This is a genomic window from Streptomyces tuirus, from assembly GCF_014701095.1.
Taxonomy (GTDB): Bacteria; Actinomycetota; Actinomycetes; order Streptomycetales; family Streptomycetaceae; genus Streptomyces; species Streptomyces tuirus.
Window position 1 is genome coordinate 2,430,736 of record NZ_AP023439.1, and the last position, 20,306, is coordinate 2,451,041.

Sequence of the window (20,306 nt, forward strand, 5' to 3'; positions counted from 1 at the left end):
CCTGGAACACCGCCACTGTTCGTATTCCCCGGCAATCCGCTGCACCCCCTCCACGACGCCGCGACCGTCTCCAGTGAAACACAACGGTCACACTTCGCGCCGTACCAGGATAGTGCGGTGAAATCTTGTGGTACCTCTTTCAGTGCTGCGAATTCAGGCGCAGCCCAGGGGGACGCAAGGGGGGACGAACATGAGTTCTCGTCGTACGCCAGTGGTCGCCGGATCGCTGGTCATGGCATCTTTCTCGGCGGTCTTGATCCTTTCCGGCCCGGCCGGGGCGGAGGACGAAGGGCCCGCAAGCGGCAAGGGGGGAAAGGCGGTTGACGCGGCACCGGCCGGGGTGAAGCTCACCACGACGCTGCCCGGGAAGATCTCGGTCGACAACGATTCCGAAAAGACGGCGATTACCGCCACGGTGAAGAACGAGGGGAGCAAGGACAGCGGGAAGATCAGGCTGTTGGTCGTCGGTTTCGACGGGATGGTCGTCAAGGGAGTCGAAGGGTGTTCGGCGATACCCGAGAACGGACTTCCGGAGGGCTCGAACAGCGGATTCGCCTGCCCGATCGACAATCTCGCGGCGGGTAAGTCGAAGTCGTACGCCGTCGACGCGACGTTCGACCTCGGCAAGACCGGGAAGATCTGTCTGCCCGTGCAGACGAGCGACGGCAAGAAGACCTTCTGGCAGCAGGGGCCGGTGCCGTTCGGCACGAGCAACCCGTCGCCGGACGCCCCGGCCACACCCCTGCTGCTCGGTACCGACAACGAGCCGGCGGGCCCGGGTGGGAAGGAACTGCCGAAGACCGGTCCGGCCCGTGATCTGCTGCCGTTGGGCGCGGCCGGTGCGTCGCTGCTCGCGGCGGGCGTGGCCGGAATGTGGTGGTCGCAGCGGCGGCGGCCGGGGGTTCGGGAGAGCTGAATCGGCCTCCTGTCGCGTCCCTTACGCAAGGAGGCCCGCCGGGGGCGGTTCGCCCCCGGCGGGCCTGACGGCAACGCCTGCGGTGTCAGCGCTTGTTCGCGAACTTCCAGGCCGTCGGCAGGGCGCCCATGGCCAGCGCGGCCTTCACCGCGTCGCCGATGAGGAACGGCGTGAGGCCGGCCGCGATCGCCGCGGTGGCGGACATGCCGGTGGCGAGGGCCAGGTAGGGCACGCCGACGGCGTAGATGATCGCCTCGCCGACCAGCATGGTGCCGGCCGTGCGCAGCACCGAGCGGTCGGCGCCGCGGCGGGCCAGGGCGCCGACGACGGTGGAGGCGAGGATCATGCCGAGGATGTAACCGAAGGAGGGGGCGACGCCCGAGGTGCCCTGCGCGAACCACGGCACGCCCGCGATGCCCGCCACGGCGTACAGCGCGAGCGCCAGGAAGCCGCGGCCGGCGCCGAGGGACGTGCCGACGAGCAGCGCGGCGAAGGTCTGGCCGGTCACCGGCACCGGGGAGCCCGGCACGGGCACGGAGATCTGGGCGGCGAGGCCGGTGAGCGCGGCGCCGCCGAGCACGAGGGCCGCGTCCCGCACTCGGGTGGGGGCACCGCCCTGCTCGAGCGCCGCCGAGAGCTTGGGGGAGGGGAGCAGGTCGGCGAGGACCTGTCCGGTGCGGGACGGTGTGGCGGCAGCGGTGCTCATGGGGACTCCGCGAGGGTGAGGGCCGGTCGGGACACCGTGACGCTATCCCAGTGCCCTCGTCGCGATCACCGTCAGCCGTCCACAAAGGCCGGGACCGGCCATTGGTCGGCTTCGAACAAAGGATGCGGGTTACAGCGAGTCAGGCGTGATGCCCGTCACGGTGATGAGGTGCCATGCGACACGGGAGCGGGAAACCGGGCCTCTGTAGGTTTCCCCCAAAGGCGCCGGGGCGGCCGTCTCGCCCGTCGGTCGCCGTCTGGGCAGTGCGGGGCCGTTTTGCTAGCGTCGCGAACATGGTTGCCCAGGCCCGGTACTTCTCGTCGCGTCGCTATGTCGACCTGCGACGCCAGGGCACGGCCACCTGTCGCCGCCTTCGGTGAGGCGGGGCGGAGGGATCCGGCCCGCCGATCGAGACGGCGCAGTGTCGGACCGGCCTCCAGGAAGATTCCCATGCCCCGTACCGCGGCTCCCCTTCTGACGTCCCCCATCCCCCGTGTCGCCGACAGCGACCGGCGCCGCACCAGCGCGAGCGTCGTCCTGCGGTCCGTGCTGGAGCACGGGCCGGTCGCGCGCAGCACCATCGCCCGGCTGACCGGCCTGTCGCCGGCGTCGGTGACCGACTACTGCGCCCGCTTCAGCGAGTTGGGCCTCATCCGCGAGTCCGCCGTGCTGCGGCGGTCCAAGGGCGTGGGGCGGCCGCATCTGCCGGTCGACCTGGACGACACCCGGTTCGTGGTGGGCGGGGTGCATGTGGCGGTGCCGTACACCACGGTCGCGCTGCTGGACCTGCGCGGACGGGTGGTGGCCCGCGGCGAGTTCAAGCACGAGGGCACCGACCCCGCCCGGGTGCTGGCCCGGGCGGCCGACGCGCTGGCGGCGCTGCTCGCCGGTGTGCCCGGCAGCAGGGCGCTGGGGGTCGGGTTCGCGGCGGGCGGCTGGGTGGACCGGGACTCGGGCACCGTCGTGGAGCATCCGCTGCTGGGCTGGCGTGAGGTGCCGGTGCGGGAGCTGCTCGGGGCGCGCACCGGCCTGCCGGTCCATGTGGACGGGCACGCGCGGGCGTTGGTGAACGCGGAGCGGCTGTTCGGGCGCGCGCGGGGCAGCGGCAGTGTGCTGCATCTGTTCGCGGGCAATGTGGTCGACGCGGCGTTCACCACCCATGACGAGGTGCACCACGGGCCGCGCTCCCAGGCGGGGGCGATCGCCCATCTGCCGGTGCCGGGCGGCACGGAGCCCTGCGACTGCGGCCGGGTGGGCTGCCTCCAGGTCGAGCTGAGCGAGCGCACCCTGTGCCGGCGGGCCCGTGCGGCGGGCATCGTCGACGGGGTGAACCCGATGCACGTGGTCGGTGCCGCGGCGGCCGGTGACCCGGTCGCGGTGCGGCTGCTGCGGGAGCGGTCGCGGCGGGTGGGCCGTGCGGTGGGGTTGCTGCTCGATGTGCTCAACCCGGAACAGGTGGTCGTGACGGAGATCGGGGCCATGTACCGGGAGGACTGCCTGACGGCGCTGCGGGAAGAGGTCGGTGCGGAGCGCGCCGCGACCGTATCGCCGATCAGTTTCCCGGATTCCGTGCTGGCGGTGGCCGGTGGTTCGGTGGCGCTCGACGTCCTCTACCGGGATCCGCTGGCCGCGTCACCTGAGGCGATTTAATTCAGAAACTCGGAATGTTGACAGGCCGGGCCGCCGACCAGGAACATCCTGTTCATGAACCCGCTCACGAGCTGTCGCACTCTCTGTTGCTGACCCGTTGACGCGCCCCCGGCGCCCCTTCACGGAGCGCCTTCTCCTTCCTTTGTGACATTCGCGTGAATTCCCTTGGCGGGCCTTTTCCCGCCCGGAATTCCGCTCGCTGTGCCTTCTTCCATACCCAGGGAGCCCTGCCATGCCCTCGTCCTCCGTTTCCGGTCCAGACCGGCGCCTGTTCCTGACCTCTCTGCTCGGCGTGACGGCCGCGGCGGCCGGACTGAGCGGCTGCGCCGACAGCAGCGTGGCGGCCGACGAGGCGGCCTCCGACGCTCCCCTGGCCTCCAAGGTCCCCGCGGGGACGAGCCTGAAGATCGCCTCGTACCAGAACGCGCAGCAACTCCAGTTCAAGCTGGCCGGGTTCCGTGATCTGCCGTTCAAGGTGTCCAACTGGCTGAACATCGGCGCGGGCCCCGATGTCATCAACGCCTTCCGCGCGAAGTCCCTGGAGGTGGCCAACAACGCCGGGATCCCGCCGATCCAGGCGCACTACCAGGGCTTCGACGCGAAGATCGTGGCGCTCAACATCACACGCAAGCCCAACTACCTCTTCGCCACCAAACCCGGCAGCGACATCCGCCGGGTCTCCGAGTTCCGCGGCAAGCGGCTCGCCTTCTCCCAGGGGCAGGCGCAGGGCGTCGTCCTGCTGCGGGCGCTGAAGAAGGCCGGGCTGACGTACGACGAGGTGGAGCTGGTGCCGCTGACCAGCAACCAGTTCCTCACCGCCCTGCAGTCCGGGCAGGTGGACATCGCCCCGCTCGGCAACACCCAGGCGCCCGCGTACCTGACGCAGTACAAGACCGCCCGCACCATCACCACGGACGTGGTGGATCTGCTGAACCTGCTGTGGGCGCCGGTGTCGGTGCTGAACGACCGGGCGAAGGCCGCCGCGGTCGCCGCGTACGTGCCGTACTGGGCGAAGAGCCAGGTGTGGACGTACGAGCACCCCGACGAGTGGAACGAGCAGTTCTACGTCGGGACGCAGAACCTGACCCTCGCGCAGGCGAAGGGGGTCACCGCGCTGGCCAACAAGCCGCTGTTCCCGCCCCGCTGGGACGAGGCGATCGCCTGGGAGCAGGAGACCGCCGATCTCCTCGCGGAGGGCGGTTTCGTGAAGAAGTTCGACGTCTCGGAGCTGTTCGACCACCGCTTCGAGTCCCTCGCGGCCAAGGCCGTGCCCGCGGAGTACCGGAGGTGACCGCCGTGACCACGACCACGCACACGACGAGCACGAGCCCGTCCGCACCGCTCGCTCCCCTCGCCGAGGAGGAGACGCGCCAGGTGCGCAGGCGCCGGCGGCTGGCTCCCGGCAAACGGCTGCCCGCCACCCGGCTCGTGGGGCCGGCCGCGGTCCTCGCGCTGTGGAGCGCCGCCTCCGCCGCCGGGCTGCTCGACCCGGGCGCGATCCCGGCTCCCTGGACGGTGCTGGAGACGGGCAGCCGGCTGTGGAGCGCCGGCACGCTGCCGGACGACATCCTGACCTCGCTCCAGCGCGCGGCCACCGGCTTCTCGATCGGCCTGGTCGTGGGGGTCCTGCTCGCGCTGGCCTCCGGGCTGACCCGGACCGGGGAAGCGCTGATCGACGGGACGGTCAATCTCAACCGGGCGATCCCCACCCTGGGTCTGATCCCGCTGTTCATCCTCTGGCTGGGCATCGGCGAGACCTTCAAGATCGCCATCATCGCGATCGTCGTCTACATCCCGATCTACCTCAACACGCACGCCGCGCTGTCCGGCATCGACAGCCGCTTCGTCGAACTCGCCGAGGTGCAGGGCCTGTCGAAGCTCCGGTTCATCCGGCAGGTCGTGATCCCCGGCGCTCTGCCCGGCTTCTTCGTCGGCCTGCGGCTCGGGGTCACCGGCTCCTGGCTGGGTCTGGTGGTGCTGGAGCAGATCAACGCCACCAGCGGCCTCGGCTACATGATGTTCCAGGCGCAGAACTACGGCCAGACGGACGTCATCCTCGTCGGCCTGGTCGTCTACGGCATCTTCGGCCTCATCTCCGACAGCGCGGTCCGTATCGTCGAACGGAGGGTGCTGTCATGGCGCCGCACACTGAGCAGCTGACCCGTCCCGCCGTACAACTGCGCGGGCTGACCCGGTCGTTCGAGGGACGCACGGTCCTCGACGGCATCGACCTCGATCTGCCCGCCGGGCAGCTGACGGCCCTCCTCGGGCACAGCGGCTCCGGCAAGAGCACCCTGCTGCGGGCGATCGCCGGACTCGACCACGGCGTCACGGGCTCCGGGCAGCTGACCGCGCCCGAGCGGGTGTCGGTGGTCTTCCAGGACTCCCGGCTGCTGCCCTGGCGGCGGGTCCTCGACAACGTGCTGCTCGGCGCGGAGGGCAAGGACGCCGGCCGCAGGGGCCGCGCGGCCCTGGAGGAGGTGGGGCTGAAGGGCCGCGAGCGGGCCTGGCCCGGCGAGCTGTCCGGCGGGGAGGCCCAGCGCGCCGCCCTGGCCCGGTCCCTGGTCCGCGAGCCGGAACTGCTGCTGGCCGACGAGCCGTTCGGGGCGCTGGACGCGCTCACCCGGATCCGGATGCACGGTCTGCTGAGGGAGCTGTGGGAGCGGCACCGGCCGTCGGTGCTGCTGGTCACCCATGACGTGGACGAGGCGATCGTGCTCGCCGACCGGGTGCTCGTCCTGGAGAAGGGCCGGATCGGCCTCGACCTCACCATCGACCGCGCGCACCCGCGGTCGTACCGCGACCCCCTGCTCGGCGAGTACCGGGAGCGGCTGCTGGCCGCGCTCGGTGTCACGGAGGACCATCGATGACCCACAGACAGCTGCACCTCAACGCGTTCCTGATGAACACCGGCCACCACGAGGCGTCGTGGCGGCTGCCGGAGAGCGACCCGTACGCGAGTGTCGACCTGGCCCACTACGTACGGCTCGCCCGGATCGCCGAGCGCGGCACGTTCGACTCGCTGTTCCTCGCCGACGGCCCGCAGCTGTGGAGCAGCGTGGGCCAGCGGCCCGCCGGGGCGCTGGAGCCGATCACGCTGCTGACCGCGCTGGCGACGGCGACCGAGCACATCGGCCTGATCGCCACGGCCTCCACCTCGTACAACTCGCCGTACAACCTGGCCCGCAAGTTCGCCACGCTGGACCACCTCAGCGGCGGCCGGGCGGGCTGGAACATCGTCACCACCGCCGGCGCCGAGGCCGCCCGGAACTTCGGTCTGGACGCCGAACCGGCACACGCCGAGCGGTACGCGCGGGCCGCCGAGTTCCTCGACGTCGCGCTGAAGCTGTGGGACAGCTGGGAGGACGACGCGATCGTCGCCGACAAGGCGGCGGGGGTGTGGGGCGACGACGCGAAGATCCACCCGCCCCGGCACCAGGGGCGCTTCTTCAGCGTGGAAGGGGCGCTCAACGTGCCCCGCTCGCCCCAGGGTTACCCGCTGCTCGTGCAGGCCGGCTCCTCCGAGGACGGCAAGCGGTTCGCCGCGCGCTACGCGGAGGCCGTGTTCACCGCCCAGCAGACCATCGAGGACGCGCGGGCCTTCTACGCCGACCTCAAGGCCCGGACGGTCGCGGCCGGCCGGGACGCCGACCACGTCAAGGTGCTGCCGGGCATCGTCCCGGTGATCGGCTCCACGGAGGCCGAGGCGCTGGCGAAGGAGCGGGTCCTGGAGGACCACATCGTGCACGCGCACGGAGTGCGCCATCTGGAGCGGCTGCTGCACCTGGAGCCCGGCACCCTCGACCTGGACGGTCAGCTCCCCTCCGACCTGCCGCCGGAGAGCGCCATCGAGGGCGCCAAGAGCCGCTACACGCTCATCGTCGAGCTGGCCCGGCGCGAGCGGCTCACCGTCCGGCAGCTGATCGGGCGGCTGGGCGGCGGGCGCGGGCACCTCACCTTCGCCGGCACGCCCGAGCAGGTCGCCGACACCATCGAGCTCTGGTTCGAGTCGGGCGCCGCGGACGGCTTCAACATCATGCCCGCCGTACTGCCGTCCGGCCTGGAGACCTTCGTCGACCACGTCGTCCCCATCCTGCGCGCCCGCGGGCTGCTGCGCACCGGGTACGGCGACGCCGGCCGCACCCTGCGGGAGCGCTACGGCCTCCCCCGCCCCGCCAACCAGCACGTCGCCGCCCCGGCTCTCGTCTGATCCACCCCCGTCCGGAAGGAACCCGTCATGACCATCGAGATCCACAAGGTCACCGCGAACATCGGCGCCCGTGTCGAGGGCGTCGACCTCACCCGGCCCCTCGGCCAGGAGACCTCCGCCGCCCTGCGCGAGGCGCTCAACGCCCACAAGGCCCTGGTCTTCGACGCGGAAGGCCTGGACGACGCCGGCCAGCAGGCCTTCGTCCGCCACTTCGGTGACATCACCACCGCCCATCCGACGGTGTCCGCCGTCGACGGCGCCCCGAACGTGCTGCCCGTCGACAGCGAGGGCGGACGGGCCGCCAACCACTGGCACACCGACGTCACCTTCGTGCTGAACCCGCCGCAGGCCACCAGTCTGCGCAGCGTCACCGTGCCGCCCTACGGCGGCGAGACGCTGATCGCCAGCTCGGCCGCCGCCTACCGCAACCTGCCGGAGTCGCTGCGGAGCCTCGCCGACACCCTGTGGGCCGAGCACACCAACGACTACGACTACGCCGTCCCCGAGGAGGACGTCGACGAGGAGCAGGCCGCCCGGCGCGCCCAGTTCACCTCGATCAAGTACCGCACGGTCCACCCCGTGGTGCGCGTCCACCCGCTGACCGGCGAGCGCGGGCTGTTCATCGGCGGCTTCGCCCAGCGGATCGTGGGGCTCTCGCCCGGCGAGTCCCGCAAGATCCTCGACCTGCTCCAGGCGTACGTCACCCGGCCGGAGAACATCCTGCGCCACCGTTGGTCGCCGAACCAGCTCGTCCTGTTCGACAACCGCATCACCCAGCACTACGCCGTCGACAACTACGACGGGCGGCCCCGGCGCCTGCACCGGGTGACCGTGGCCGGGGACATCCCCGTGGGGGTCGAGGGGAAGGAGAGCTACGTCATCGAGGGCGACGCCTCGCACTACTCACCGGTCGCCGCCTAGCCACACAGAGCGACGCGACTGTCCGGATGGTGGGATGCCTCTCCGTGTGAGCGGAGAGGCATCCGAGACTGGCGGCGTTTTTGCCTCGTACGTCTCTCACGCATAGGACGAGCCGCGCCCATGCCCAGCAGCACCACCACGGGGACTCCGCCCAGTACGGACGGCACCTCCCTGTCCCACGGCCTGAAGCAGCGCCACCTGTCGATGATCGCCCTCGGCGGGGTGATCGGAGCCGGTCTGTTCGTCGGCTCCGGTGCCGGTATCGCCGCGGCCGGTCCGTCCATCGTGGTCGCCTACGCCCTCTCCGGTGTCCTCGTGATGCTGGTGATGCGGATGCTCGGCGAGATGTCGGCCGCGTATCCGTCGTCGGGGTCGTTCTCGGCGCACGCGGAGCGGGCGATCGGCCCCTGGGCCGGCTTCACCGCCGGCTGGTCCTTCTGGGTGCTGCTCTGCACGGCCGTCGGCCTGGAGGGCATCGGCGCAGCGAAGATCGTCAGCGGCTGGCTGCCGGGCACGCCGGAGTGGGCGTGGGTCGCGCTGTTCATGGTCGTCTTCTGCGGCACGAACCTCGCGGCCGTGAAGAACTTCGGCGAGTTCGAGTTCTGGTTCGCGGCGCTGAAGGTCGGCGCGATCACCCTGTTCCTGGTGCTCGGCGTCCTGGCGATCCTCGGGATCCTGCCCGGCACGGACTCCCCCGGCGCGAGCCACCTCACGGACTTCATGCCGAACGGCGGCGAGGGCCTGGTCATCGGCCTGCTCGCGTCGGTCTTCGCCTACGGCGGCCTGGAGACGGTCACCATCGCGGCGGCCGAGTCGGAGAACCCCGTCAAGGGCGTCGCGAGCGCGGTCCGCACCGCGATGTGGCGCATCGCGCTGTTCTACATCGGCTCGATGGCCGTCATCGTCACGCTGGTGCCGTGGGACTCCAAGGAGGTCGTGGAGAAGGGACCGTACGTCGCCGCCCTCGACGAGCTCGGCATCCCGGGCGCCGGCCAGATGATGAACGTGGTCGTCCTGGTCGCCCTGCTGTCCGCGATGAACGCCAACATCTACGGCGCCTCCCGCATCGCCTACTCCCTCGTCGACCGCGGCCAGGGCCCCAAGGGGCTGGGCCGGGTCTCGGGCGGGGTGCCGCGGATCGCCGTGCTGGCGTCCTCCGTCTTCGGGTTCCTGTGCGTGCTGCTGAGCTACTGGCGGCCCGACGACGTCTTCGCCTGGCTGCTGAACATGATCGGCGCGGTCATCCTGGTCGTCTGGATCCTCATCGCCGTCTCGCAGCTGCGCCTGCGCCGCCGCCTGGAGCGCGAGGCGCCCGAGAAGCTGGCCGTGCGCATGTGGGCGTTCCCGTGGCTGACGTGGGTCGCCCTGGCCGGCATGGCCGCGGTCTTCGTCCTGATGGCCCGGGAGCCGGACACGCGGGTGCAGCTGTACTCGACGGGCGCGATGATCCTGGTCCTGGCGGCCGTGGGCTATGCCTGGCAGAAGGCACGCGCCAGGGTCCGGAGCTGATCAGCCCCGGGCCTCGGCCTGCCAGGCGGCGACCCAGGCCCGGTCAGCGGCGGCGAACGGGTGCTCGTGGCCGAGCACCCGCGCCCGGTGTTCGGACAGCTCCTTCATGATCCCGATGGCCTCGTCGGTCCTGCCCAGGCCGTGGGCGACGCGGGCGGTGAGGGAGGTGGCCGACAGGGTGAGGGGATGGTCCGGGCCCTGGAGCCGGTTCCGGTCCGCCAGCACCTGGCGGGCCATGGGTTCGGCCTCCTCATGGCGGCCGAACATGAACAGGCCGCCCGCGTAGTCGTGCCGGGCCAGCACCGTCGTGGGATGGTCCGGGCCCAGGGCACGCTCCGCAGCCTCGACCAGCGCGGGGCCCTCCTCCTCGAACTCCCTTTCCTTGCCGAGCTGGGGCAGGATCTCGATCAGCCCGCACCAGATGAACAGCGCCTCCGCGCTCTCCTCTCCGAGCACCCGCCGGTAGCCGTCCAGCGCCCGCCTGCCCCAGCTTTCGGCCTCCTCGTCCCGGTCGAGCAGATCGAGCGCCTGGGAGAGCGCGGCACAGCTGTGGAGCGTGTCCACGTCCTCGGCACCCAGCAGAGTCTCCCGGCGTTCCAGTACCTCGCGGTGTGTCGCCTCGGCCTCGGCGAACCGTCCCATCCGGAACAGTGCCGTGCCCTGAAGGTGCTGGGCGTTCAGAACCAGCCTGTGCTCAGCGCCGAGGACGCCCCGCACGGCTTCGACGACCGTGGGCGCGAGCGCCAGTGCCGCCGCGTAGTCCCCCGAGTCGTAGACCTGCCGAAGGATCCGCACCCCGAGGGTTGCGGTCCGTTCGTCCGCGGCCACCGCGAGCAGTCTCGTCGCGTGCGGGGCCAGCAGCGCGAGCCGGCTGCGGCTCTCGGGCGAGTCGGCACCCTCCTCGGGCAGGGCGGCCTCCAGGAGGGAAGCCGCCGCTTCCGCGACGGCCGCCCGCCGGTCGTCCGGCACTCCCGCGGCAACGCTGTCGAGCAGCACTCCGTGGGCCAGTACGCAGCGCGCCCCGTCCACGTTGACCAGTTCGGTCAGCGAATGGTCGATCAGCCCTTTCAGTGCTGGTTCCAACTGCTGTGCCCCGACGGCGGGTTCCAGTCCGTCGAGGGTCACCTCCCCACGGGCGACCGGCAGCAGCACGCTCAGCGGCACGGGGTCCGCCGCCAGGAACGACAGCAGCCGCAAGAGCGTCGTCGCCTCGGGAAGCCCCTGTCCGGCCAGCGCGTCCAGCGACAACTGCCAGGTGCGGCCCACCAGTTGGCGGGACTGGCTGCCGCCCCGCCCGGCCGCGCCCCGGTCGACGATCACCGTCGACTCCTCGCCGAGCTTGCGGTCGTACTCGTCCATGGACCACGACTCCAGAAGTTGGTGGGCAAGGTGGGACCCGGCGAGTGTGAGCGCGAGGGGCAGGCGGCCCAGGCGCTCGGCGACCTTCCGTGCCGACTCCACATCGCCCGCGTCCGGCGCCAGGTCGCACAGCACCTGGGCCGCCTCCTCCAGCGGCAGGAGGCCCAGGGCATGCCGGTGCACGCCCGGCCCCCGCCACAGCGGCGACGTGGCATGGCGGGTCGTGACCAGTACGGTGCCGCGACCGCTGGTCCGGAGCCACGCGCCGCTCTCCAGGACCGTCGGATCGTCGGCGTTGTCCAGGACGAGAAGCCAGGGGTCGGCGGAGTGGTCGAGGTAGTGCCAGACGAGGTCGGCGGCAGCGCGCCGGCCCGCCGCGGCGGCTGCGAGCTCACCGGCCTCCGCACCACGGTCGCCGGCCACCGCCAGCATCCCGGCGCGCAGCGACATCAGCTCGGAGGCGTTGACCCAGAAGCCGACACGGCCGTGCTCGCGTACCGCCTCGTTGAAGAGCCAGTACGCCAGCGCGGTCTTGCCGCAGCCGCCCATGCCGTACACGACGTGGACGTCACCGCCGGCTCCGGCAACCGCCGCGCCGAGCTTCTCGCGGAGTTCTTCCCGGTCGCGGAGGATGCCTGGCGCCCGGCCGACCAGGGGCATCCGCACCGAGTCCGGGGCGGCCTGCCCGGCCCCGGCCGAGGGCACGACTTGGCGTCCGAAGAGCGGTCCGCCCGCCCCGGCGCCGTAGTGATGATGATGTTCCTCGATGTACTGATCACCGGACGTCTGGAAGATCCGCCCCTGCCCCGAGGCCCGGGCGCCGAGTTCGCTCATCGTTCGGTGATGTGCTGGTCGCGGCCGGCCTGGTAGACCCGGCCGCTGCCGGAGGCCTCGGCGCGCAGCCGGACCTCCACCGTCGTGTGGGCCGGGGAGAGCTCGGGGTTCAACTCGGCGAGGATCCGGCGGAGTTCGCCGGCCACCTCGGGCCGGGCCACCAGGAGGCGGCGCAGCCTCGCCTGCCATTCGGCGGTGAGCTCGGCCTCGGTGTCGGTGTCTCCCGACTCGCGGGCGAGCAGCAGGTCCTCGCGAGTGGCCTCGAGTTCACCGCCCACGGTCTCGGCCCGGTCGGGCTGGAAGCGCCGCCAGAGGGTGAGAACTCCCTCGCGGGCCGACTCCCAGGCCTGGCCGGCCATCAGCGTCACCATCGTCGTACCCGCGGTTCTGGCGAGTTCGGCGATCTCGGGCCCCATGGCCGCCCCCCTTTCCTACGAGACCCGATAGTAGGTCGCCCTCGGTCCACTGCGCACTGCCCTTCTGCGCGCCTACCGCACCGTGACACTCTTGCTGCTAGCGTGTACTTGCAAGTTCATTGCAATAAGAGGTCCGGAGGGGATCCCGCCCATGCCCGTCTACACGTTGCCCGAGCTCCCGTACGACTACTCCACGCTCGCCCCCGTGATCAGCCCCGAGATCATCGAGCTGCACCACGACAAGCACCACGCGGCCTATGTGAAGGGTGCCAACGACACGCTGGAGCAGCTCGCGGAGGCGCGGGACAAGGAGGCGTGGGGGGCGATCAACGGGCTGGAGAAGAACCTGGCCTTCCACCTGTCCGGGCACATCCTGCACAGCATCTACTGGCAGAACATGACCGGCCCGAAGGACGGTGGCGGGGAGCCGCTGGCCGCCGACGGTGTGGGGGAGCTCGCCGACGCCATCGTCGAGTCGTTCGGGTCGTTCGCCGGCTTCAAGGCGCAGCTGACCAAGGCCGCCGCGACCACGCAGGGCTCGGGCTGGGGCGTGCTCGCCCATGAGCCGCTGAGCGGGCGGCTGATCGTGGAGCAGGTCTACGACCACCAGGGCAACGTCGGCCAGGGCGCCACCCCGATCCTGGTCTTCGACGCCTGGGAGCACGCCTTCTACCTGCAGTACAAGAACCAGAAGGTCGACTTCATCGAGGCGATGTGGCAGGTCGTCAACTGGCAGGACGTGGCGCGCCGTTACGAGGCCGCCAAGTCCCGGACGGACGTGCTGCTGCTGGCTCCCTGAGGCCGCTAGGAGCGTCCTGCCTCGTGATCGTCTTCTCACCCTTCACGGAGGCGGGCGGAAAGAAGGAGGCCCCCGCGAGGACGTGACTCGCGGGGGCCTTCCCGTGTGGGGGGTGCCCCTATGACTTTGGTCAAGGGGTGGTCGGGGTTGGTGGTTGGTAGAAGGTGCCGTCGCGGAGCATCGCGAAGAGCACGTCGGCTCGGCGTCGGGCGAGGCAGAGGATGGCCTGGGTGTGGTGCTTTCCCTGGGCGATCTTCTTGTCGTAGTAGGTGCGGGAGGCCGGGTCGGCCAGTGCGGCGAACGCGGAGAGGAAGAAGGCGCGTTTGAGCTGCTTGTTTCCTCTCCGTGAGGGCTGTTCCCCGCGGATGGAGGACCCGGAGGTCCGGGTCGCCGGAGCGAGGCCGGCGTAGGCGGCGAGGTGGGCGGCGGACGGGAACGCGGTGCCGTCACCGACGTCGATGAGGATGCGGGCTCCGGTCCTGATGCCGATGCCGGGCATGGACATCAGGACCTTGGAAAGAGGGTGGGCCTCCAGGAGTTCCTCGATCCGGTGGGCCAGCAGTTTGCGCTGGTCGAGCACGGCCTGGAGCGAGGAGGCGAGGCTGGGGACGATCAGCGCGGCCGCATCCGTGCCCGGGACGACGACGGTCTGTTCGTCCAGCGCGGAGAACACGTCGTCGATCAGCCGTTCGGCCATCCTGGGCGCCTTCGGCCGGATCAGGGTGACGAGCCGTCGGCGTCCGGCCTTGCGGATCTGGGCCGGCGAGCCGAACTGGTCCAGCAGCCTGAGCACGGCCGGGTGCTGCATGCGCGGGCCCAGGACCCGTTCCAGATGCGGGTGGATCTGCGTGAACAGGCCCCGCAGCCGGTTGGACAGGCGAGTCGCTTCGGCGGCGAGGTCGTCGTCGAAGCCGACGAGCATCTGCAGCTCGGCGATCGTCTCGTCGTCGAGGTCGACCGACCGCAGCGTGTGAGGCATTGCCCGGGCGGCGTCGGCGATGATGAACGCGTCCTTCGCGTCGGTCTTTGCCTCGCCGGGGTAGAGGTCGGCGATCCGCCGCATGGTCAGGCCGGGCAGATAGGCGACATGGCAGCCGAGCTCGCGGGCGACGGTCAGCGGCAGGGCGCCGATGGAGGCGACCTGGTCGACGATGACGAGAACGGTGCCGTGCTTGGCCTGCAGTTTGGCGAAGACCTCGCGGAGTTTGGGTTCGCTGTTGGGCAGTCTACGGTCGAAGGTCTTCTTCCCGGCCGGGGTGAGCGCGGTGGCGTGGTGTTCGCCCTTGCCGACGTCCAGGCCGAGGTAGACGTCGATGTCGCCGGTGTCGATCACGTGCGGTGTCCTCCGGTCGTACTCGTCCGGCCCTGCCACGGCACTGATCGCCACATCCACATTACGAAGAGCCTCCCGACCTGCGAAGAAGTCGGTGGTCATGCCCCTAATCAGCGGTCTGTCAGTGCCTCCGGAGCTGGTGACACCACCCCCCAGGCCATGCACTCGACAAGGGGAGGTAGTCATGCCAACTCCGAAGGCCGGTAACCCCGTTGCGGGGCTACGAAGACGGTAATGGGGGGGCCGGCGGCCCAAGCCGCCGCGCTGGGCCCCTTCGTGCTAGGGCGCATCGCTCTCGCACGGCACATTGAGTGAGAGGAGTGCGGCGGAACCGTCTGGGTTCATGCGCAGTTCGCTGATCGCCGCGTTCCGCAGCCTCGGGAGCACTCTGCGGTACTCGCCGACCGGGATCGACAGCAGCGTGCACAGCACCAGGCGCAGCAGGGTGTTGTGGGCGACGACCAGGACGCGTTCGCCGGGGTGGGCGGCGGCGATGTCCCGCAGGGCGCGCACCCCGCGGGCCGCCGCCGCCAGCGGGTCCTCGGCGCCCGGGAAGGAGTGCGCCACCGGATCGGACCGGTAGGCCGCGACCCACTCCGGGTCCTCGGCCTCGAACTCGGCGAGCGTACGGCCTTCGAGCACACCGAAGTCGCATTCCCGCAGGTGGGGTTCGCTCTGGGAGGTGAGGCCGAGGGCACGGCAGGCGGGCTCGGCGGTGGCGACGGCGCGGGACAGCGGGGACGTCCAGATCGCGTCGACGGGATGGGCACCGGCCCAGCGGCCGAGGGCCTCGGCCTGGGTGCGGCCGGTGTCGGTCAGGTCGATGTCGCTGATGCCGGCGTAGCGGTTCTCCGCGTGCCAGACGGTCTGTCCATGGCGGACCAGCAGGAGGGTCGTACTCATGACGCGGAAGTATCCCGGCTCAGCCGGCTGTGTGCGTGCGCGGCGACCGGCGCGGGCAGCCAGCCGCGGTCCCGCAAGGCGTCCACGAGACGCGCGTACGGCTCCGCGAAGGCGGCCGTGCGGCCGGGGCGGGGTTCGACGACGGTCCGGACGCGGACCATGCGCTCGGCGACGTCCGCGAGCGCCCCGGCCCCCGACGCCCCGTACGCGGCGAGCGCCGCCATGCCCAGGGCCGGTTCCGTCTGCTCGGGGACACGCGCCGGGCGGCCCAGGATGTCGGCGCGCAGCTGGTTCCAGTAGGGGCTGCGGGCGCCGCCGCCCGTGAAGGTGAGCGGGCCGTCGAGGGGAGCGCCGAGGTGGTGCAGGTAGTCCAGGCACAGGCGTTCGGCGAAGCCGACGCCCTGGAGGAGCGCGGCCCACAGGTCGGCGTCCTCCGCGGGGTCGCCCAGGATCAGCGGGGTCGCCTCCGGTGCCCGGAAGGGGAACCGCTCGCCCGGTGACACCAGCGGGTAGGCGACCGCACGGGACGGCTCGTAGGCGGCCGCCCGCGCGTCCATGCCGGGCGGGTCGGCGCCGGGGAAGCGCGCCGCGAGTGCCCCGGCCCCGACGCTCGACGCCCCGCCGGGCAGCCAGGTGCCGTCCGGGGCACGGTGGTTGTAGACCACGCCGGTGGGGTCGCGGACCGGGTCGCGGGCGGCGCCCTTCAGCACGAGTGTGGTGCCGAGCACGGAGTTCCAGGAGCCGGGCCGCAGCGCGCCCGACGCGATCTGGGCCGCGCAGCCGTCGGTCATGCCGGCGAGCACGGGTGTGCCGGCGGGGATGCCGGTGGCGTCCGCGGCGGCCGGGCCGACCTCGCCGAGGCGCGTCCCCGGGTGGACGACGTCCGGCAGCAGGGTTTCCGGAACACCCAGTTCGGCCAGGGCCGCCTCCGGCCAGTGGTCGCCGTCGAGGTCGTAGCCCGTCTTCAGGGCGTGGCTGGAATCGGCCGGGGGCGGCTCGCCCGTGAGGCGGGAGACGATCAGGTCGGGCTGGTGCGCCAGGCGCAGCGCGCCGCCGCCGTACTCCCCGAGCAGCCACAACGCCTTCGGCAGCGCCCAGGTGTCCTGGACGGCGAGCCCCGCCTGCCGGGCCCGCGCGGCCTCGGCCTTGGCCCGCCCGTCGTCGTACATCAGCGCGGGGCTCACCGGACGGCCGAAGCCGTCGGTCAGCAGGACCGTGCCGGAGGTGCCGCACACCGCGAGCCCGCCGACCGGCAGGTCCGGGGGCGCCGAGCCGAGGGCCGCCCGGGACGCCGTGCACAGCGCCGCCCACCAGCGCAGCGGGTCCTGCTCGTGCCGCACCCCGTCCCGCCGGCCGGTCAGCGGGGCCGAGCCGCTGCCGAGGACCGTGCCGTCGGCGGTGACGAGCAGCACCCGGACGCTCTGTGTGCCGAGGTCGATTCCCAGCCATCCCGCGCCCTCGTCCACCATCCGGAACCTCCCGTGCCGTCGCAGCCGGATCTGTGAACTTCTCACTGTGCCCCGATATTTTCCCGTGCGCGAGGGATTGACGCTCAACTTCAGCCGTTCCACCCTCTGTTAACGAGTCGACTCGACGTGTTAACCAGGCTCCACGCGGAGGTACGGATGGACACGCACGTGCACGACCGCCGGCGCTTCCTCGCCCTCGCCGCCGGAGCGGCGGCGGCCCCGTTACTGACGGCCTGCGGCGCCGGTTTCGGCGGGAACGACGACAAGAGCGACGGCTCGGCGGCGGACGACGTCACCGGTTCCTTCGACTGGAAGCGGGAGAAGGGCACCACCGTCAAGGCGCTGCTGAACAAGCACCCGTACACGGACGCCCTGATAGCCGACCTGAAGTCGTTCACCGAGAAGACCGGCATCAAGGTCGAGTACGACGTCTTCCCCGAGGACAACTACTTCGACAAGCTCACCGTGGACCTGTCCAGCGGGCGTGCCTCCTACGACGTCTTCATGCTCGGCGCGTACATGGTGTGGCAGTACGGGCCGCCGAACTGGCTGGAGGACCTCGGCCCCTGGATGCGCAACTCCTCGGCGACGGGCGCCGAATGGGACCAGGCGGACTTCTTCCCGAACCTGCTCCAGGCCGACCAGTGGTCCCTGAAGGCGGGCGCACCGCTCGGCCAGGGCGGGCAGTACGCGCTGCCGTGGGGCTGGGAGACGAACGTCGTCGCGTACAACACCGAGCTGTTCAGGAAGCTCGGCGTGAAGCCGGCCGAGACGTTCGACGAGCTGACCGAACTCGCCGGGACCATCAAGCGCAAGGCGCCGGGCGCCGGTTTCGACGGGATGTACGGAATCGCCGTACGCGGATCCAGGAGCTGGGCCACCATCCACCCGGGCTTCATGACGATGTACGCCCGCAACGGGCTGAAGGACTTCACCGTCGACGGCGGGAAGCTCACCCCCGCCATGAACAGCCCCGAGGCCGTCGCCTTCACCGAGGACTGGGCCCGCATGGTCAAACAGGGCGGGCCGCCGTCCTGGACGTCGTACACCTGGTACCAGTGCTCCAGCGATCTGGGTGCGAAGAAGGCCGGGATGCTGTTCGACGCCGACACGGCCGCCTACTTCCAGGCGGTGAAGGGCGCCAGCCCCGCCTCCGGGAAGATCGCCTTCCACCCGGGGCCGAAGGGGCCCGGCGGGTCGCTGGCCACCAACATGTGGATCTGGTCGCTCGGGCTGAACGCCAAGAGCAAGAAGAAGAGCGCCAGTTGGCTGTTCCTTCAGTGGGCGACCGGCAAGGAGCACCTGCGCAGGAGCGCGATCACCCACAACCACATCGACCCGGTGCGCAAGTCCGTCGCCGACGACGCCGCGTACAAGGACAAAATGCGGCATCTGCCGGGCTTCCTGGAGACCTTCGAGACGGTCGTCGACCAGACGAAGATCCAGTTCACCCCGCAGGCGCAGTTCTTCGACGCGACGACCAGCTGGGCGGCGGCCCTCCAGGAGATCTACGGCGGCAAGGCCGCGAAGCCGGTCCTGGACGGGCTGGCGGACGACCTCGCCGGCAAGGTGGGCTAGCCGTGCGGCTCGCGTTGCGGCCGTACCTCCTGATCGTCCCCGCCCTGCTGCTGACCTGCGGGATCCTCTACCCCTTCGGGCTCGGGCTGTACTACACGCTGTTCGACTTCTCGGCGAGCAAGCCGCAGCCGGACATGGTGCGGTTCGAGAACTACACGGCCGTCTTCACCCAGGAGGCGTTCTGGAACTCGGCGTGGGTGACGGTGCTGTACGCGGTGGGGGCGGCCCTCACCGAGACCGTGCTCGGCGTGGCCGTCGCCCTGCTCCTGCACCGCTCGTCCCTGCTGGGCCGGATCCTGGAGAAGATCCTGATCCTGCCGCTGATGATCGCCCCGGTGATCGCGGCGATCATCTGGAAGCTGATGCTCCAGCCGTCGGTCGGGGTGGTCAACCACCTGCTGAGGCCCTTCGGACTGGGCGGGGTGCAGTGGACCGACACCCCGACGGGCGCACTGCTGTCGTCGATCGCCGTGGACGTGTGGGTGTACACCCCGTTCGTGGCGATCCTCGCCCTCGCCGGTCTGCGGTCGCTGCCCACCTCCCCGTTCGAGGCGGCGGCCGTGGACGGCGCGGGGTGGTGGTACACCTTCCGCCGCCTGACCCTGCCGATGCTGTGGCCGTACGTCCTGGTCGCGGTGATCTTCCGGTTCATGGACTCGCTGAAGGTGTTCGACATCATCTACGCGCTCACGGAGGGCGGTCCGGGCGACTCGACGGTCGTGCTGCAGATCCGGGCGTACCTGGAGGCCATCCGCTTCCAACGCTACTCCTTCGGGATCTCCTACACGATCGTGCTGTGGGCCGTGGTGTACCTGGCCGCGATGGTGCTGGTGAAGCACCTGGGGAAGATCCAGCGGAAGGCCGCGGAGGTCACCACATGAGGAAACGCCTGGTGGGGTGGGTGTGCGACGCCGCCCTCGTCCTCTACTTCGTCTTCGCGCTGTTCCCGATCGCCTGGATGGTGATCCTCTCGCTGAAGCCGGCCGACCAGCTCTTCTCCACCTACTTCTCCTTCTCCCCCACCCTGGACGGCTACCGGACGGTCCTCGGCGACAGCGAGGGCATCCCGTTCGTGCGGTTCTTCGTCAACAGCCTCGTGGTGTCGGTCGGGGCGGTCGCGCTGTCGCTGGTGGTGGGGCTGCCGGCGGCGTACGCCTCGGCGCGGTGGCGGTTCAAGGGCTCCGAGAACCTGATGTTCACGCTGCTGTCGTTCCGCTTCGCACCCGAACTGACCGTGATCATCCCGCTGTTCGTGCTCTACCAGAAGCTCGGGCTGTTCGACACGTACGTCGGCATGGTGTGGGTGCTGCAGCTGGTCACGCTGCCGCTGATCGTGTGGATCATGCGGTCCTACTTCGCCGATCTGACACCGGAGCTGGAGCAGGCGGCCCTGCTGGACGGCTACACCCGCAAGCAGGCGTTCTTCAAGGTGGCGCTCCCGCTGGTCAAGCCGGGCATCGCGGCCGTGTCGCTGCTGGCCTTCATCTTCGCCTGGAACAACTTCGTCTTCCCGCTGATCCTCACCTCCAACGAGGCCCAGACGGTGACCGTCGGCGCCCTGTCCTTCCTCGGCGGGGACCGGCCCAAGTACAACCTCACGGCCGCCGCCGCGCTGGTGTCCGTCGTACCGCCCCTGCTGCTGGCGCTGACGATCCAGCGGTACCTGGTGCGGGGCCTGTCGTTCGGGGCGGTGAAGTCTTGAT

Annotated in this window: 18 protein-coding genes; 12 read left to right on the top strand and 6 right to left on the bottom strand. The window is 70.9% G+C overall.

Annotated features, from left to right (window positions below; genetic code table 11):
* The first annotated feature begins 190 nt into the window (after positions 1–190).
* Positions 191–916: a hypothetical protein gene (locus IGS69_RS11245; RefSeq protein ID WP_190898704.1), complete on the top strand. Its 726-nt coding sequence runs from the start codon at positions 191–193 to the stop codon at positions 914–916.
* 85 nt (positions 917–1,001) lie between these two features.
* Here the strand turns inward: IGS69_RS11245 and IGS69_RS11250 are convergent, their stop codons facing one another.
* Complete coding sequence (locus IGS69_RS11250; RefSeq protein ID WP_190898706.1) at positions 1,002–1,622, bottom strand: biotin transporter BioY; 621 nt, start codon at positions 1,620–1,622, stop codon at positions 1,002–1,004.
* Positions 1,623–2,072: 450 nt separating this feature from the next.
* On the opposite strand from IGS69_RS11250, the gene IGS69_RS11255 reads away from it, so the two are divergent.
* The 7 genes from IGS69_RS11255 to IGS69_RS11285 all read left to right on the top strand — a co-directional run bounded on the left by IGS69_RS11255 (position 2,073) and on the right by IGS69_RS11285 (position 9,912).
* On the top strand, positions 2,073–3,272 hold the full coding sequence (locus IGS69_RS11255; RefSeq protein ID WP_190898708.1) for an ROK family protein: 1,200 nt from the start codon (positions 2,073–2,075) through the stop codon (positions 3,270–3,272).
* Positions 3,273–3,504: 232 nt separating this feature from the next.
* A complete protein-coding gene (locus IGS69_RS11260; protein ID WP_190898710.1) occupies positions 3,505–4,563 on the top strand; it encodes an ABC transporter substrate-binding protein in 1,059 nt (352 codons plus the stop codon).
* Positions 4,560–5,432, top strand: coding sequence for an ABC transporter permease (locus tag IGS69_RS11265; RefSeq protein ID WP_190898712.1), 873 nt, complete (start codon positions 4,560–4,562; stop codon positions 5,430–5,432). Before IGS69_RS11260 ends, IGS69_RS11265 begins: the two co-directional genes overlap by 4 nt.
* On the top strand, positions 5,408–6,142 hold the full coding sequence (locus tag IGS69_RS11270) for an ABC transporter ATP-binding protein (protein ID WP_190898714.1): 735 nt from the start codon (positions 5,408–5,410) through the stop codon (positions 6,140–6,142). Before IGS69_RS11265 ends, IGS69_RS11270 begins: the two co-directional genes overlap by 25 nt.
* Positions 6,139–7,482 (top strand): LLM class flavin-dependent oxidoreductase, encoded by a 1,344-nt coding sequence (locus tag IGS69_RS11275; RefSeq protein ID WP_190898715.1) that lies wholly within the window; start codon positions 6,139–6,141, stop codon positions 7,480–7,482. The genes IGS69_RS11270 and IGS69_RS11275 overlap by 4 nt, the downstream gene beginning before the upstream one ends.
* Before the next feature lie 27 nt (positions 7,483–7,509).
* The gene (locus tag IGS69_RS11280) at positions 7,510–8,403 is read left to right on the top strand and encodes a TauD/TfdA dioxygenase family protein (RefSeq protein WP_190898717.1); all 894 of its coding nucleotides are present in this window, start codon (positions 7,510–7,512) and stop codon (positions 8,401–8,403) included.
* A gap of 120 nt (positions 8,404–8,523) precedes the next feature.
* Positions 8,524–9,912: an amino acid permease gene (locus IGS69_RS11285; RefSeq protein WP_190898719.1), complete on the top strand. Its 1,389-nt coding sequence runs from the start codon at positions 8,524–8,526 to the stop codon at positions 9,910–9,912.
* Here IGS69_RS11285 and IGS69_RS11290 read toward each other — a convergent pair whose 3' ends face one another.
* Positions 9,913–12,105 carry a tetratricopeptide repeat protein gene (locus tag IGS69_RS11290; RefSeq protein ID WP_232543481.1) on the bottom strand — a complete coding sequence of 731 codons (2,193 nt, stop codon included), beginning with the start codon at positions 12,103–12,105 and terminating at the stop codon, positions 9,913–9,915.
* Positions 12,102–12,521, bottom strand: coding sequence for a hypothetical protein (locus tag IGS69_RS34595; RefSeq protein ID WP_232543482.1), 420 nt, complete (start codon positions 12,519–12,521; stop codon positions 12,102–12,104). The genes IGS69_RS11290 and IGS69_RS34595 overlap by 4 nt, the downstream gene beginning before the upstream one ends.
* 151 nt (positions 12,522–12,672) lie before the next feature.
* Here IGS69_RS34595 and IGS69_RS11295 point away from each other — a divergent pair, with 151 nt between their 5' ends.
* Positions 12,673–13,320, top strand: a complete 648-nt coding sequence (locus tag IGS69_RS11295; protein WP_190898723.1) for a superoxide dismutase — start codon at positions 12,673–12,675, stop codon at positions 13,318–13,320.
* Between the two features lie 130 nt (positions 13,321–13,450).
* Here the strand turns inward: IGS69_RS11295 and IGS69_RS11300 are convergent, their stop codons facing one another.
* The 3 genes from IGS69_RS11300 to IGS69_RS11310 all read right to left on the bottom strand — a co-directional run bounded on the left by IGS69_RS11300 (position 13,451) and on the right by IGS69_RS11310 (position 17,025).
* Complete coding sequence (locus IGS69_RS11300; protein ID WP_385865423.1) at positions 13,451–14,653, bottom strand: IS110 family RNA-guided transposase; 1,203 nt, start codon at positions 14,651–14,653, stop codon at positions 13,451–13,453.
* Positions 14,654–14,932: 279 nt separating this feature from the next.
* Positions 14,933–15,556 carry a histidine phosphatase family protein gene (locus IGS69_RS11305; RefSeq protein ID WP_190898725.1) on the bottom strand — a complete coding sequence of 208 codons (624 nt, stop codon included), beginning with the start codon at positions 15,554–15,556 and terminating at the stop codon, positions 14,933–14,935.
* A complete protein-coding gene (locus tag IGS69_RS11310; RefSeq protein WP_190898727.1) occupies positions 15,553–17,025 on the bottom strand; it encodes an FGGY-family carbohydrate kinase in 1,473 nt (490 codons plus the stop codon). The genes IGS69_RS11305 and IGS69_RS11310 overlap by 4 nt, the downstream gene beginning before the upstream one ends.
* A gap of 156 nt (positions 17,026–17,181) precedes the next feature.
* Here IGS69_RS11310 and IGS69_RS11315 point away from each other — a divergent pair, with 156 nt between their 5' ends.
* From IGS69_RS11315 to IGS69_RS11325, 3 genes are read left to right on the top strand one after another with little or no spacing between them, the layout of a single operon-like run.
* A complete protein-coding gene (locus IGS69_RS11315; protein WP_190898729.1) occupies positions 17,182–18,603 on the top strand; it encodes an ABC transporter substrate-binding protein in 1,422 nt (473 codons plus the stop codon).
* Between the two features lie 2 nt (positions 18,604–18,605).
* A complete protein-coding gene (locus IGS69_RS11320) occupies positions 18,606–19,484 on the top strand; it encodes a carbohydrate ABC transporter permease (RefSeq protein ID WP_190898731.1) in 879 nt (292 codons plus the stop codon).
* A complete protein-coding gene (locus IGS69_RS11325) occupies positions 19,481–20,305 on the top strand; it encodes a carbohydrate ABC transporter permease (protein ID WP_190898733.1) in 825 nt (274 codons plus the stop codon). Before IGS69_RS11320 ends, IGS69_RS11325 begins: the two co-directional genes overlap by 4 nt.
* Position 20,306: the final 1 nt, after the last annotated feature.